The sequence below is a fragment of the Streptomyces sp. NPDC002793 genome, from assembly GCF_040295485.1.
GTDB lineage: Bacteria > Actinomycetota > Actinomycetes > Streptomycetales > Streptomycetaceae > Streptomyces.
In genome coordinates this window covers 50,789-65,728 of sequence record NZ_JBEOVL010000033.1, presented here as the reverse complement: position 1 = coordinate 65,728, position 14,940 = coordinate 50,789, and the positions used below count along the sequence as shown (strand labels likewise).

The window sequence follows — 14,940 nt, the reverse complement described above, 5'->3', positions numbered from 1 at the left end:
CGCCCGCTCATCCCGCCCCCAGCCGTCTGAGCGCCTCCGCCGCCGCCGTGCCGAGCCGAGGGTGTGGCAGCGCTGCCTCCAGGACCGGGCGGGCCCGGCCGTCCCCCAGGCTGCCCAGACCCTCGACACAGGCGAGTGCGACGCGCCAGTGCGGCTCGTCGGGGGCCAGCAGCCGGTTCAGGGTGCTGACCAGGGCGGGCACCGACTCGGGTGCGCGCAGGGCGGTGAGCAGCCGCACCGGGTGCAGGGCGTAGGCCGTCCGCAGGCTGTTCGTGGCGAGCGCCACCGCCGCTCGGGGTGTCCGGGGATCGCCGAGCAGCAGGAGGGCGTGCGCGGCCGACACGCAGCGCTCGGGATCGCGGTGGTTGAGGAGGAGGACCAGCGTCTCGAAGGCCCGGCGGTCGCCTCGGGAGCCGAGCCTGAACGCCGCGATCTCGCGTGCCCACAGAGGCTGTTCACGTTCGACGAGGACCGCGGCCAGCTCCTCGTCGTCGTGCGTGGCGAGCAGTCGGCGACAACGCTCCGACTCCCCGGCCTCGTCCGCGATCCGGTCCGTCAGTGAGCGGAACTCCTCATCCATGACGCTGAGTTTAGCGACGCGCACGCAAGGTGGCCGGAGAGTGTGTGCCAGTGCACAGGCGGTCAGGGCTGGCGCGCTCGTTACCCGCCGGTTAGTCTCAAGTGAGCGGGACACACACCCGCCGGCTCCGGTGGCCTGGTGACGCAGCCATCCGGAGTGCCTGTCGGTTCGGCAGTTCGAGAGACGTGGCTCGGGACAGAGCCCGTCACCTTTCTCCCGGTGCGCTCCGAGCGCCCGGGACCGTGCACCACGACACGCGATTTCCGCACACCGTACGCCGGTCGCTTCCGACCACGCGCGCCGCTGTGCTCCTCTCAGTCGTCACTCACCCTGGAGTCCCGTGATGGACACCCCGCTCACCACCATTGCCGTCGTCGGCCTCGGCACGATGGGCACCGGCATCGTCGAGGTCCTGGCCCGTGCGGGCCGCGAGGTCATCGGCATCGACATCAGCGAGGCCGCCGCCCGGCAGGCCGTCGCCTCCCTGGAGGCATCCACCGCCCGCGCCGTGCGCCGCGGGCGGATCACGGAGCAGGAGCGGCACGACGTCCTCTCCCGGTTCCGGGCGTTCTCCGACCTGCAGGCCGCAGCGGAGGCGGAGCTGGTCATCGAGGTCGTGCCGGAGACGTACGAGATCAAGCAACAGGTCTTCCGGGAGCTCGACGCGGTGGTCTCCCCCACCGCGATCCTGGCGACGGGCACGAACGCCCTGTCCGTGACCCGGCTCGCCGCGGAGTCGCAGCACCCCGAGCGTGTGCTCGGCATGCACTTCTTCAACCCGGCGCCCGCGATGAAGCTCGTCGAGGTGGTCTCCTCCGTGCTGACCGCCCCGCCCGCCGTGGAGAGCGTCACCCGGCTCGCCCGTGAGCTGGGCAAGGAGCCGGTCGCGGTCGGTGACCGACCGGGCTTCGTCGCGGACGGCCTGCTGTTCGGCTACCTCAACCAGGCCGCGGCGATGTACGAGGCGAGCTACGCCTCCCGTGAGGACATCGACGCCGCCATGAGGCTGGGATGCGGGCTGCCGATGGGCCCCCTGGCCCTGCTCGACCTGATCGGCATCGACACGGCCCGCACGGTCCTGGAGGCCATGTACTCCGCCTCGCACGACCGGTTGCATGCCCCCGCCCCGGTGCTCGGACAGCTCAGCGAGGCCGGTCTGACCGGCCGCAAGGCGGGGCGCGGCTTCTACACGTACGACGCCCCCGGCGGCCAGGCCGTGGTGCCGGACGCGCTGACACCGGCGGAGAACACGGGCGCGGCCGCCGGACGCGCGGTGTCCTCGGTGGGTGTGGCCGGGTCCGGGACGATGGCCTCGGGCATAGCGGAGGTCTTCGCGAAGGCGGGGTACGCCGTGGTGCTCGCCGCGCGCGGCCAGGAGAAGGCGAACGCCGCTAAGGCACGGATCGCCACGTCCCTGGGGCGTTCCGTGGCCAAGGGGCGGCTGACGGAGGAGGCCCGTGCGGAGACACTCGCCCGGATCGCCCCCACGGGCTCGCTGGACTCCTTCGCCGACGTCGATCTCGCCGTCGAGGCGGTCGCCGAGGACCTGGAGATCAAGCGTGAGCTGTTCAGGACCCTGGACAAGGTCTGCAAGCCGGGTGCGGTGCTCGCCACCACCACCTCGTCGCTGCCGGTCGTGGCGGTCGCCCGGGTCACCTCACGTCCCGAGGACGTCATCGGAATGCACTTCTTCAACCCGGCGCCCGCGATGAAGCTCGTCGAGGTGGTCCGTACGGTGCTGACGGCCGACGACGTCCACGCCACGGTCCGCGAGGTCTGCGTGAAGGTGCGCAAGCACCCCGTCGACTGCGGTGACCGGGCCGGCTTCATCGTGAACGCGCTGCTGTTCCCCTACCTCAACAACGCGATCAAGATGGTCGAGGAGCACTACGCGACGCTGGACGACATCGACGCGGCGATGAAGCTGGGCGGCGGCTACCCCATGGGGCCCTTCGAGCTCCTGGACGTCGTCGGTCTGGACGTCTCGCTCGCCATCGAGAAGGTGCTGCACGGCGAGTTCCGTGACCCCGGTCTCGCCCCGGCGCCGCTGCTCGAGCATCTGGTGGCCGCGGGCTGCCTCGGCCGTAAGACGGGGCGCGGCTTCCGCGAATATGCCCGCCGCTGACGCAGGGGCCGGGTGGGGCGGGTTGCTGGGACCCCCGGGCGACCCGCCCCCACAGGCGCACTCCCCTGCACCGATGGGTTACGTTCACCTCATGTCCCAACCCGTCAAGTCCCCCCGTTCCTCCGCCGCGACGGACGCCCCGGAGAGTGCCGCCGGCACCCGGGCCGCCGCCCAACGGCTCAAGATGCGCCGTGAACTGGCGGCCGCGGCGATGGAACTGTTCGCCACCAAGGGGTACGAGGCGACGACGGTCGACGAGATCGCCGGGGCCGCCGGAGTGGCCCGGCGCACGTTCTTCCGCCACTTCCGCTCCAAGGAAGAGGCCATCTTCCCGGACCATGACGACACCCTCGTCAGGGCCGAGGCCGTCCTGCACGCCGCCCCGGCGCACGAGCACCCGCTCGACACCGTGTGCCGCGGCATCAAGGAGGTCATGAAGATGTACGCAGCGAAGCCGGCGGTCTCCGTGGCGCGCTACAAGCTGACCCGTGAGGTGCCGACGCTCCGCGAGGCCGAGATCGCCTCGGTGGCCCGCTACGAGCGACTGTTCACGCGCTATCTGCTGGGCCATTTCGACGAGCGCGACCACCACGTGGGCAATGACGACCCGCTGCTCGCCGAGGTCGCCGCGTCAGCGGTGGTGACCGCGCACAACCATGTGCTGCGGCGCTGGCTGAGGGCGGACGGCCAGGGCGACGTGGAGTCGCAGCTCGACCACGCGTTCGCGATCGTCCGGGACACCTTCGGCACGGGGATCGGTGCGGGGCGGACCGCCGGGGGCGAGTCGGGGAAGACTCCTGCGGCGTCCGTGTCCCGGGAGGGCGAGGTACTGGTCGCCGTCGCCCGTACCGACGCGCCGCTCGACGAGGTCATGCGTACGATCCAGCAGGCGCTGAAGGCGCGCTGAAGAGCGTTCACCCCTCGGCGGGCTGCACGGACGCGCTCGCGTACCAGGGCGGCGCGCCACCCTCGCTCCACGCGGTGAGCTCGTCCAGAGCGACACAGACGATGCCGCACTGCTCGGCGTACTCCAGAGCCGGTTCGGTGAAGGTGCCGGTGGTGACGACGATCGCCGTGTCGGCCCCGTGCACCGCGTAACAGGTGCCGCCGAAGCGCTGGAGTTCCTGCGAGCCGACCTTGTTGTCGCTCGTGTACCTCTTGCACTGCACGACCAGGCGCCGGCCGTCCGGCGCGCCGGCGATCACGTCCGCGCCCAGGTCACCGGCGCCTCCGACGACCTCGACGTCACGGCAGCCTTCCCGACGGCAGAGGGCCGCCACGGCCTCCTCGAAGGCGTACGGGTCCATGGCCGCGTAGTCGACGGGTCGCGCCGGCTCGGGGTCGGCGGCCGGCTCCTCCAGGGCGGCGTCCACGACCTCGTACGCGGTCTCCACGGCGGCGGCGGCCGCTTCTGCCGCCGTCCTGCGGCCGCGGCGGACGCGCAGGAGCGTCACACCCCCGGCCACCAGGACGACCGCCGAGACCGCGGCGATCACCGGATGCCGTTCGGCACCCTCCAGGGCCGTGCGCAGCACCAGTCCGGCGCCGCAGACGAGGAGGGCGAGGAACAGGAACCCGAGCGCCGTCCGCCGGACGTCGAATTCGGACCCTCTGCCACTCTTCCCGGCGCTTCTGCGTATGCGTGTACCCATCGCGTGCCCACCCCTGTCCGTCGCGGCCTCTCCAAGATCACTTCCGTCTGCCCCGCGGACGCCGGTTGACGCAGCGGCCCGGGAAACCCGGTGGTCGGGCTGGGTGCGCCCGGCCACCGATTCCCCCAGGGGGACGACGGCGCCGTACGTGTACGCACCGCGCCGTGGCATGCGAAAAAAGGGGAGCTTCATGACATACCGCCCATGATATTGCTCATGCGTGCCTACGAGATGACAAGTGAGAGAAATTGTTGGCACTGGGTGCCTTGTCAGCTGTCACGCAGTGCCATACGTTGAAGGAGTCCGGGCGGCCGGCGTGCAGAGACCTCTCGTACGCCGGCTGTCCCCGCAGACCACGTGTCGGCGCGCCCGGACGCCTGCGTCACAGGCGAACCCTTCTGCTCCACCGAGCAGGCCCAGCAGCACCGCCGAACCGACGGCACACCTCCACACCGCACCGCTCCCCTGACCACAGGGGTCCTCCGAGCGTTTCCCCCACGCCGGAGAACCCGATCTGCCGGAGGCATCACCGTGAAGGAAATCCTGGACGCGATCCAATCGCAGGACAGCACGGCCGCGGACTTCGCGGCCCTGTCCCTCCCCGAGTCGTACCGCGCGGTGACCGTGCACAAGGACGAGGCCGAGATGTTCGCCGGGGTGGCCGGCCGGGACAAGGACCCCCGCAAGTCCCTCCACGTCGAGGACGTGCCGGTGCCCGAACTCGGCCCGGGCGAGGCCCTCGTGGCGGTCATGGCCAGCTCGGTCAACTACAACTCCGTGTGGACGTCGATCTTCGAGCCCGTCTCGACCTTCGGATTCCTGGAGCGGTACGGCAAGCTCAGCGACCTCAGCAAGCGCCACGACCTCCCGTACCACGTCATCGGTTCCGATCTCGCGGGCGTCGTCCTGCGCACCGGTCCCGGCGTCAACGCCTGGAACCCCGGTGACGAAGTCGTCGCGCACTGTCTCTCCGTCGAGCTCGAATCGAGTGACGGCCACAACGACACGATGCTCGACCCGGAGCAGCGCATCTGGGGCTTCGAGACCAACTTCGGCGGCCTGGCGGAGATCGCACTCGTCAAGTCCAACCAGCTGATGCCGAAGCCGAAGCACCTCAGCTGGGAGGAGGCCGCCGCACCGGGCCTGGTCAACTCCACGGCGTACCGCCAGCTCGTCTCGCGCAACGGCGCGGGCATGAAGCAGGGTGACAACGTGCTGATCTGGGGCGCCAGCGGCGGGCTGGGCTCCTACGCCACACAGTTCGCGCTGGCCGGCGGCGCCAACCCGATCTGCGTCGTCTCCAGCGACCAGAAGGCGGAGATCTGCCGGACGATGGGCGCGACCGCGATCATCGACCGCAACGCGGAGGACTACAGGTTCTGGAAGGACGAGCACCACCAGGATCCGCGCGAGTGGAAGCGCTTCGGCAAGCGCATCCGTGAACTGACCGGCGGCGAAGACGTCGACATCGTCTTCGAGCACCCGGGCCGCGAGACCTTCGGCGCGAGTGTGTACGTCACCCGCAAGGGCGGCACGATCGTCACCTGTGCCTCCACCTCGGGCTACAACCACGAGTACGACAACCGCTACCTGTGGATGTCACTGAAGCGGATCATCGGCTCGCACTTCGCCAACTACCGCGAGTCCTGGGAGGCCAACCGGCTGATCGCCAAGGGGAAGATCCACCCGACGCTCTCCAAGGTCTACTCCCTGGAGGACACCGGCCAGGCCGCGTACGACGTGCACCGCAACCGCCACCAGGGCAAGGTCGGCGTGCTCGCGCTGGCACCCCGGGAGGGCCTGGGCGTGCGGGACACGGACCTCCGCGAGCAGCACATCGACGCCATCAACCGCTTCCGGAACGTCTGACATGAGCGGCCGCCAGAAGGACCGCCCCTGGCTCATGCGGACCTACGCCGGTCACTCGACCGCCGAGGCGTCCAACGACCTGTACCGGCGCAACCTCGCCAAGGGCCAGACAGGGCTCTCGGTCGCCTTCGACCTGCCCACCCAGACCGGCTACGACCCCGACCACGTCCTCGCCCGCGGCGAGGTGGGCCGGGTCGGCGTGCCCGTCTCGCACCTCGGTGACATGCGGCGGCTGTTCCAGGACATCCCTCTGGAGCAGATGAACACCTCGATGACGATCAACGCCACCGCCATGTGGCTGCTGGCGCTCTACCAGGTGGTCGCGGAGGAGCAGGGCGCGGACCCCGACAAGCTCCAGGGCACCACGCAGAACGACATCGTGAAGGAGTACCTGTCGCGGGGGACGCACGTCTTCCCGCCGGTTCCGTCGCTGAGGCTGACGACCGACATGATCACGTACACGGTCAACCGCATCCCGAAGTGGAACCCGATCAACATCTGCAGCTACCACCTGCAGGAGGCGGGGGCCACGCCGGTCCAGGAGATCGCGTACGCCATGTCGACGGCCATCGCGGTCCTCGACGCGGTGCGCGACTCCGGTCAGGTGCCCGAGGAGAGGTTCGGGGACGTCGTCGCCCGCATCTCCTTCTTCGTGAACGCGGGAGTCCGCTTCATCGAGGAGATGTGCAAGATGCGCGCCTTCGGCCGCATCTGGGACCGGATCACGCGCGAGCGGTACGGCATCGTGAACCCCAAGCAACGCCGCTTCCGCTACGGCGTACAGGTCAACTCCCTGGGCCTGACCGAGGCGCAGCCGGAGAACAACGTCCAGCGCATCGTGCTGGAGATGCTGGCCGTCACCCTCTCCAAGGACGCCAGGGCCCGCGCCGTGCAGCTGCCCGCGTGGAACGAGGCGCTGGGGCTGCCGCGCCCGTGGGACCAGCAGTGGTCGCTCCGCATCCAGCAGGTGCTGGCGCACGAGAGCGATCTGCTGGAGTACGAGGACATCTTCGAAGGCTCGCGCGTCATCGAGGCGAAGGTCGACGAGTTGGTCACCGAGTCGCTGGCCGAGATCGACAGGATCCAGCAGATGGGCGGCGCGATGGCCGCCGTGGAATCGGGCTACCTCAAGTCGGAGCTGGTCTCCTCGCACGCCACGCGGCGGGGCCGGATCGAGGGCGGTGAGGAGGAGATCGTCGGCGTCAACATCTACGAGACGACCGAGCCCAACCCGCTGACCGCCGATCTGGACGCGGCGATCCTGACGGTGGACCCCGAGAACGAGGCACGGGTCGTCGCCGCGCTGCACGAGTGGCGCGACAACCGTGACGAGGCCCGCGCCACCGAGGCGCTCGCCGCCCTGAAGAAGGCGGCGGCGGGCACCACGAACATGATGGAGGCGACCGTCGAGTGCGCACGCGCCGGCGTGACCACCGGTGAGTGGTCCTGGGCACTGCGCGATGTGTTCGGCGAGTTCCGGGCGCCGACGGGTGTCTCGTCCGCACCGGTGGCCGTCACCGCGGAGGCAGGCTCCCCTCTGGCGCTGGTCCGCGCGAAGGTGAGCCGCACCGCCGGGGACCTGGGCGTCGGACGACTGCGTCTGCTGGTCGGCAAGCCCGGTCTCGACGGGCACTCGAACGGCGCGGAACAGATCGCCGTACGCGCGCGGGACGCGGGCTTCGAAGTCGTCTACCAGGGCATCCGGCTGACGCCCGAGCAGATCACCGACGCCGCGCTGGCCGAGGACGTGCACTGCGTCGGGCTGTCCGTCCTGTCCGGCTCACACGCCGAGCTCGTGCCGGACGTGCTGCACCGGCTGCGTCAGGCCGGTGCGCCCGACATCCCCGTCATCGCGGGCGGCATCATTCCCCCGGCCGACGCGCACGTCCTCCTCGAAGCCGGTGTGGCCGCCGTCTTCACCCCGAAGGACTTCGGCATCACCGAGATCATCGGTCGTATCGTCGACGAGATCCGGAAAGCGAACAAGCTCGACCCTCTGGAGGTCCCCGCATGACCACCCCCTCGTCCCCCGTGAACCGGCAGCGTCCGCGCCGCTCCTGCCTCGCCGTGCCCGGTTCGAACCCGCGGTTCCTGGAGAAGGCCCAGGGTCTGCCGGCCGACCAGGTCTTCCTTGACCTGGAGGACGCCTGCGCACCGCTCGCCAAGGAGGGCGCCCGGCACCACATCGTCGACGCCCTGAACGACGGTGACTGGAGTGGCAAGACCCGTGTCGTGCGGGTCAACGACTGGACGACGCACTGGACGTACCGCGACGTCATCACGGTCGTCGAGGGCGCGGGCCCGAACCTCGACTGCATCATGCTGCCGAAGGTCCAGGACGCCCAGCAGGTCGTCGCGCTGGACCTGCTGCTGACCCAGATCGAGAAGACGATGGGGTTCGAGGTGGGCCGCATCGGCATCGAGGCCCAGATCGAGAACGCCAAGGGCCTGGTGAACATCGACGACATCGCCGCCGCTTCACCCCGGCTGGAGACCCTGATCTTCGGCCCGGCCGACTTCATGGCCTCGATCAACATGAAGACCCTGGTCGTCGGCCAGCAGCCGCCCGGCTACCCGGCGGACGCGTACCACTACATCCTGATGCGCATCCTCATGGCGGCCCGCACGCACGACCTCCAGGCCATCGACGGCCCGTTCCTCCAGATCCGTGACGTGGACGCGTACCGCGAGGTCGCGGGCCGTGCGGCGGCGCTGGGCTTCGACGGCAAGTGGGTGCTGCACCCCGGTCAGGTCGACGCGGCGAACGCGGTGTTCTCCCCCTCGCAGGAGGACTACGACCACGCGGAACTCATCCTCGACGCGTACGACTGGTGCACCTCGGAGGAGGGCGGCAAGAAGGGCTCGGCCATGCTCGGAGACGAGATGATCGACGAGGCCAGCCGCAAGATGGCCCTGGTCATCGCGGGCAAGGGCCGCGCGGCCGGCCTGCGTCGCACCTCCGAGTTCGAAGCCCCGGAGGCCTGATCATGCAGTTCGGAAGGACATACGAGGAGTTCGAGGTCGGTGCCGTCTACAAGCACTGGCCCGGAAAGACGGTCACGGAATACGACGACCACCTCTTCTGCCTGCTGACCATGAATCACCACCCCCTGCACATGGACAGCAACTACGCCGAGAGGACGACCGATTTCGGGAAGAACGTCGTCGTCGGCAACTACATCTATTCGCTGCTGCTCGGCATGTCGGTGCCGGACGTCTCCGGAAAGGCCATCGCCAACCTGGAGGTGGAATCGCTGAAGCACGTCGCGCCGACCTTCCACGGCGACACGATTTACGGCGAGACGACCGTGCTCAACAAGACACCGTCGAGGTCCAAGAGCGACCGAGGCATCGTGTACGTCGAGACAAAGGGGTACAAGCAGGACGGCACGCTGGTCTGCGTGTTCCGACGCAAGGTGATGGTCCCCACCGAGACGTACATCAAGGCACGCGGCGGAGAGCAGCCCGGCCGCCCCGAGATCGATCAGCCGCCGAGCAAGAACGTGGAGAAGTAGCCATGAGCCGACTCGCGCAGACCGCCGGTCTGACGGATGTCCAGCAGGAAATCCTCTCCACGGTCAGGGATTTCGTCGACAAGGAGATCATTCCTGTCGCGACCCGGTTGGAGCACCGCGACGAATATCCGACGGACATCGTCGAAGGACTCAAGGAGCTCGGCCTGTTCGGGCTGATGATTCCGGAGGAGTACGGCGGTCTGGGCGAGTCGCTGCTCACGTACGCGCTGTGCGTCGAGGAGATCGCCCGGGGCTGGATGAGCGTGTCGGGCATCATCAACACGCATTTCATCGTGGCCTACATGCTGAAGCAGCACGGCACCCAGGAGCAGAGGGACACGTTCCTGCCGCGGATGGCGCTGGGCGAGGTCCGGGGCGCGTTCTCGATGTCCGAGCCGGCGCTGGGCTCGGACGTCTCCGCGATCACCTCCAAGGGCGTGAGGGAGGGCGACGAGTACGTCCTGAACGGCCAGAAGATGTGGCTGACGAACGGCGGGACGTCCACGCTGGTCGCCGTGCTCTGCAAGAGTGACGAAGGACACCCGGAGGGGACCGCTCCGCACAAGTCGATGACCACGTTCCTCGTGGAGAAGGAGGCGGGCTTCGGAGAGGTCCGGCCCGGTCTCACGATCCCGGGGAAGATCGACAAGATGGGCTACAAGGGCGTCGACACGACCGAGCTCATCATGGACGGACTACGTATTCCGGCCAATCGTGTACTCGGCGGCACCACCGGCCGGGGTTTTTACCAAATGATGGACGGCGTCGAGGTCGGCCGGGTGAATGTCGCCGCGCGTGGCTGTGGCGTCGCACAACGTGCGTTCGAACTGGGCGTGTCGTACGCCCAGCAGCGCCAGACCTTCGGAAAACCGATCGCCCAGCACCAGGCCATCCAGTTCAAACTGGCCGAAATGGCCACCAAGGTCGAAGCCGCCCATGCGATGATGGTCAATGCGGCACGCAAAAAGGACTCCGGGGAGCGCAATGACCTGGAGGCAGGGATGGCGAAGTACCTCGCCTCCGAATACTGCAAGGAAGTCGTCGAGGACGCCTTCCGCATCCATGGCGGTTACGGCTTCTCCAAGGAGTACGAGATCGAGCGCCTCTACCGCGAGGCCCCGATGCTGCTGATCGGTGAAGGTACCGCCGAGATCCAGAAAATGATCATCGGTCGCCGGTTGCTCGAGGAGTACCGGTTCCAGGGCTGAATGTCCCTTACGAGGTGATTTGGTGGCGAAGAACATCACACCCGATCACCCCTGTGCGGAGCGTTTCAGCCGTCCGACTCGGCTGCTGGCTTGCCCAGTTGCCGCTCGCACCCGATAGCATCGCCGGAAAGCCGCCGTCCCCCCGTTGCCAGCGCGGCATCATCCGCTACGAAGGTCATCCATGCCCGACAGCCAAATCTCTGCACCACGCGGCGGGGTCCGCCTTGCGCGCGGAGCATCGCCGTGGCTCCTCCCGACCGTCGCCACCGCGGCACTCAGCCTCGCCCGGGCCCGCAAGTCCGGCCGCTGGGCCGCCGTGGCCGTGCCCACCACCGCGCTCGCGGCGGGCATGCTCTGGTTCTTCCGCGACCCCGAGCGCGAGATCACCCAGGGTCGCGTCATCTCGCCGGCCGACGGTGTGGTGCAGAGCATCATGCCGTGGAAGGACGGGCGCACCCGCGTCGCCATCTTCATGAGCCCGCTGAATGTTCACGTCAACCGGGCTCCACTGTCCGGCACCGTGACCTCGGTCGAGCACATCCCAGGTGGTTTCGTCCCGGCGTTCAACAAGGAGAGCGAGAACAACGAGCGCGTTGTCTGGCACTTCGACACCGAGCTCGGCGACATCGAGATGGTGCAGATCGCGGGAGCGGTCGCCCGTCGCATCGTCCCCTACATCCCGCAGGGAACGAAGGTGGAGCAGGGCGAACGCATCGGTCTGATCCGCTTCGGTTCGCGCGTGGACATCTACCTTCCGGAAGGTGTCGACGTCGCGGTCGAGGTCGGTCAGGCCACCACCGCGGGGGTGACTCGAATTGACCGTGATTGATCCTGATACCCAGGCGAGCTGGGTGCCCGAGGCGGAGGAGCAGGACGACGACGCCGAGGACATGCCGCTCTCGATGCGCCTGTCGATAGCGGACACGCTCACGCTCGGTAATGCCACGTGCGGTTTCATGGCGGTGTACTTCACCACCACGGGGATCCTCATCCCGCACCTCACGGGCAGTGACGAGTCGGGCATGGCCAGGCACTCCGCGGCCACCGCGGTGATCCTCATGCTCATGGCCGCCGTGTTCGACCTGTTCGACGGGCTCGTGGCGCGCAAGCTGCGTTCCTCCCCGATGGGCGCGGAGCTGGACAACCTCTCCGACCTCATCAGCTTCGGCCTCGCACCGGCCTACTTCGTACTGGTGTACGGGATGGTCGCGGATGACGCTCACCAGCGGGTGTCGGCGCTCGCCGCGATCGTGGTGCTGCTGGCGGTGGTGCTCAGGCTTGCGCGGTTCTCGTGCGTGACCTTGAAGGACGGCATGTTCCAGGGCATGCCGAGCCCCTTCGGAGCGCTCACGGTCGTCTCGATCGTGCTGCTGGAGCTGCCGTTCGTACCGACGCTCCTCGCGATCATCGGAGTGGCGTGGCTCATGGTCAGCCGGGTCGAGTACCCGAAGCCGCGAGGCGTCCTCGCGGTGGCGATGCTCAGCTGGATCGTGGGCGCGATGGGGCTCCTCGCCGCGTGGGCGTTCGACGCCCCCGGTGGCCAGCTGCTCCTCCAGACCGGCTGTGCGCTGCAGGTCGTCCTGGGAGCGGTGATCCCGCTCTTCGCCACGGCACGGCGGGTGAACACCTTCCGTGACAACCGGCGCGAGGCTCGGGCGGCGCAGCTCCCGTAACCCGCGGAACACCCTGTGACGAGGGCCCGGATGCTCCTGGCATCCGGGCCCTCGCGCGTGCCCGGGTCCGCAGCGGGTGCGTCGCCGCCCGCCCCGGGGGAGGCTGGACTGTGTGCAGGACCGAGCCGCCTCCGTCGCCACGGGTTCGGGCACGGAGCTGCTGGACAGCGCCGTGGCCCACCTCGTGCACGAGACCGGCGCGTCTGTCGCGATGCTGTACCTGCTCCCGGAGGGCAGCACCACGCTGCACCTGACCGTGCTCGCCGGGATACCCGGTCAGCTGGCCGCCCCGTGGACACGGATCCCGCTCACCGCGCCGATGCCGGTGGCCGACGCCGTACGTCTCGACTGTCTGATCTGGCTCGGCAGCCAGGAGGACCTGGCACACCGCTACTCCCGCGCCGCGCTCGTCCTGCCGTACAGGTTCGCGCTGGCCGCCGCCCCCATCCGCACCGCGTCCGCAGGGCGCGGCGGGCTGGTGCTGCTCTGGCCCGGGTCGCACTCCTCGCAGATGTCGCCCGCCGAACGGGACGCCGTAGCGAGGGGATGCCGTGGCATCGGCACACTCCTGCGGCAGGCCGAGGCCGGCGGATACCCCGTCGTCCCGGGAATCTCGCCACGGGTGATGCCTCCGCCCGAGCCGCCCGAGCCGTCCCCGGGCGAGGCCGCGGTGGCAGCGGAGTTCGTCCAGCGGCTGCCCGGCGGAAGCTGTGCGCTGGCGCTCGACGGGACCGTCACCTACCTCAACGAAGCGGCTGCGGCGCTGCTGGGGGCCCGGGCCGACGAGGTGTGCGGCACGCTGCCCTGGGTGTCGCTCCCCTGGCTGCACGACCCCGCCGTGGAGGATCACTACCGGGCCGCCGTCATCAGCCGGCAGCAGACGGGCTTCACCGTGCTGCGACCACCGGACCGGTGGCTGTCCTTCCACCTGTTCCCGAACGCCACCGGTATCAGCGTCCGGATCCTGCCCACCTCGGAGCCCGGCCCCACGGAGGTCCCGGCCCTGGCGCCGCGGCCGGGCTCGTCCGTGCACAGTCGGGCCACCGCCCTGTACCACCTGATGCACCTGGCGGCGACCCTCGCCGAGGCCGTCGGCACGCGGGACGTGATCGAGCAGGCCGCCGACCAGGTGATGCCCGCGTTCCGGAGCCAGACACTGATCATCATGACGGCGGCGGAGGGACGCCTGCGGGTCGAGGGCCGGCGGGGCAGACACCCCACGCTCATGGACCGGTTCGACGGTGCGCCCCTGACGTCCCACACACCCGCCGCGCACGTGCTGACGACGGGCGTTCCGGACTTCTACCCCACCTTCGCCGAACTGCGGCGGGCGTACCCGTCGGCAGGCCTCCGCAACGCCGTGGCGGCCTGTGCCTTCCTCCCGCTGACCGTCTCCGGGCGCCCGGTCGGCTCGCTGGTCCTCGCGTACGACCGGCCGCACTCCTTCGAGCCCGACGAACGCGCCCTGCTCACCTCGATCGCGGGGCTGGTCGCCCAGGCCCTGGACCGCGCCCGCCTCTACGACGTCAAGGAGCGGCTCGCGCACAGCCTGCAGGCCCACCTCCTGCCCCACGCCCTGCCCGAGATCGCCGGTCTCGACGTCGCGGCCCGCTATCTCCCGGCGACCCGGGGCATGGGGATCGGCGGCGACTTCTACGACCTGATCCGGCTGGACGACACCACGGCCGCCGCGACCATCGGCGACGTACAGGGCCACAACGTGAACGCGGCCGCGCTCATGGGACAGGTCCGCACCGCCGTGCACGCCTCCGCAGGAGCGCCCCCCGACGAGGTGCTGGCCCGCACCAACCGTCTGCTCACCGACCTCGATCCCGGCCTGTTCACCAGCTGCCTCTACATCCGTCTCGACCTCGCCCGGCACACCGCGTGCCTGGCCACCGCGGGCCACCCCCCACCGCTGATGCGGCATCCGGACGGGCGGACCGAGGTCCTCGACCTGCCGCCCGGTCTGCTGCTCGGCATCGACCCCGCGTCGCGCTACCCGACGACGGAGGTCCCGTTGCCTCCCGGCGCCGCGCTCGCCCTGTACACCGACGGGCTCGTGGAGGCACCGGGCATCGACTTCGACGACGCCACCGCCGAACTGGCCGCGCGCTTCGCCCTCGCCCCGGACCAGGACATGGACACCGTCGCCGACACACTCGTGCGCTACGCGGAACAGGCCACGCCCGGCACCGACGACATCGCGCTGCTCCTGATCAACGCCCTGCGGGAGGCGGACTGACGCCGGGCCGCCCCGCCGGTGCCCCCGGACACCGGAACGGGCCCGGCCGACCGGCCGGACCCGTTGGTGGAGC

General features: G+C 69.6%; 12 protein-coding genes. 10 read left to right on the top strand and 2 right to left on the bottom strand.

Annotated elements, in window-relative coordinates:
- Positions 1–7: 7 nt before the first annotated feature.
- Positions 8–580: an adenylosuccinate lyase gene (locus ABT001_RS27000; RefSeq protein ID WP_351282440.1), complete on the bottom strand. Its 573-nt coding sequence runs from the start codon at positions 578–580 to the stop codon at positions 8–10.
- A gap of 343 nt (positions 581–923) precedes the next feature.
- On the opposite strand from ABT001_RS27000, the gene ABT001_RS26995 reads away from it, so the two are divergent.
- Complete coding sequence (locus ABT001_RS26995; protein ID WP_351282437.1) at positions 924–2,705, top strand: 3-hydroxyacyl-CoA dehydrogenase family protein; 1,782 nt, start codon at positions 924–926, stop codon at positions 2,703–2,705.
- Positions 2,706–2,796: 91 nt separating this feature from the next.
- Positions 2,797–3,612, top strand: a complete 816-nt coding sequence (locus ABT001_RS26990; RefSeq protein WP_351282434.1) for a TetR family transcriptional regulator — start codon at positions 2,797–2,799, stop codon at positions 3,610–3,612.
- A 7-nt stretch (positions 3,613–3,619) separates the two neighbouring features.
- Here the strand turns inward: ABT001_RS26990 and ABT001_RS26985 are convergent, their stop codons facing one another.
- Positions 3,620–4,357, bottom strand: coding sequence for a restriction endonuclease (locus ABT001_RS26985; protein ID WP_351282431.1), 738 nt, complete (start codon positions 4,355–4,357; stop codon positions 3,620–3,622).
- A gap of 531 nt (positions 4,358–4,888) precedes the next feature.
- Between ABT001_RS26985 and ccrA the strand changes: the two genes are divergently transcribed.
- The 8 genes from ccrA to ABT001_RS26945 all read left to right on the top strand — a co-directional run bounded on the left by ccrA (position 4,889) and on the right by ABT001_RS26945 (position 14,867).
- Positions 4,889–6,226 (top strand): crotonyl-CoA carboxylase/reductase, encoded by a 1,338-nt coding sequence (gene ccrA / locus ABT001_RS26980; protein ID WP_351282428.1) that lies wholly within the window; start codon positions 4,889–4,891, stop codon positions 6,224–6,226.
- Between the two features lies 1 nt (position 6,227).
- A complete protein-coding gene (locus ABT001_RS26975) occupies positions 6,228–8,240 on the top strand; it encodes an ethylmalonyl-CoA mutase (protein ID WP_351282426.1) in 2,013 nt (670 codons plus the stop codon).
- Entirely contained in the window at positions 8,237–9,211 is a 975-nt protein-coding gene (locus ABT001_RS26970; RefSeq protein WP_351282423.1) for an HpcH/HpaI aldolase/citrate lyase family protein, read from the top strand. Before ABT001_RS26975 ends, ABT001_RS26970 begins: the two co-directional genes overlap by 4 nt.
- Positions 9,212–9,213: 2 nt before the next feature.
- Positions 9,214–9,741, top strand: coding sequence for a MaoC family dehydratase (locus tag ABT001_RS26965; RefSeq protein WP_351282422.1), 528 nt, complete (start codon positions 9,214–9,216; stop codon positions 9,739–9,741).
- A gap of 2 nt (positions 9,742–9,743) precedes the next feature.
- Positions 9,744–10,949 carry an acyl-CoA dehydrogenase family protein gene (locus ABT001_RS26960; protein ID WP_351282420.1) on the top strand — a complete coding sequence of 402 codons (1,206 nt, stop codon included), beginning with the start codon at positions 9,744–9,746 and terminating at the stop codon, positions 10,947–10,949.
- A gap of 181 nt (positions 10,950–11,130) precedes the next feature.
- Positions 11,131–11,778, top strand: a complete 648-nt coding sequence (locus tag ABT001_RS26955; RefSeq protein ID WP_351282417.1) for a phosphatidylserine decarboxylase — start codon at positions 11,131–11,133, stop codon at positions 11,776–11,778.
- On the top strand, positions 11,765–12,622 hold the full coding sequence (gene pssA, locus ABT001_RS26950; protein WP_502967530.1) for a CDP-diacylglycerol--serine O-phosphatidyltransferase: 858 nt from the start codon (positions 11,765–11,767) through the stop codon (positions 12,620–12,622). The genes ABT001_RS26955 and pssA overlap by 14 nt, the downstream gene beginning before the upstream one ends.
- Positions 12,623–12,734: 112 nt before the next feature.
- Positions 12,735–14,867 carry a PP2C family protein-serine/threonine phosphatase gene (locus tag ABT001_RS26945; protein ID WP_351282414.1) on the top strand — a complete coding sequence of 711 codons (2,133 nt, stop codon included), beginning with the start codon at positions 12,735–12,737 and terminating at the stop codon, positions 14,865–14,867.
- Positions 14,868–14,940: the final 73 nt, after the last annotated feature.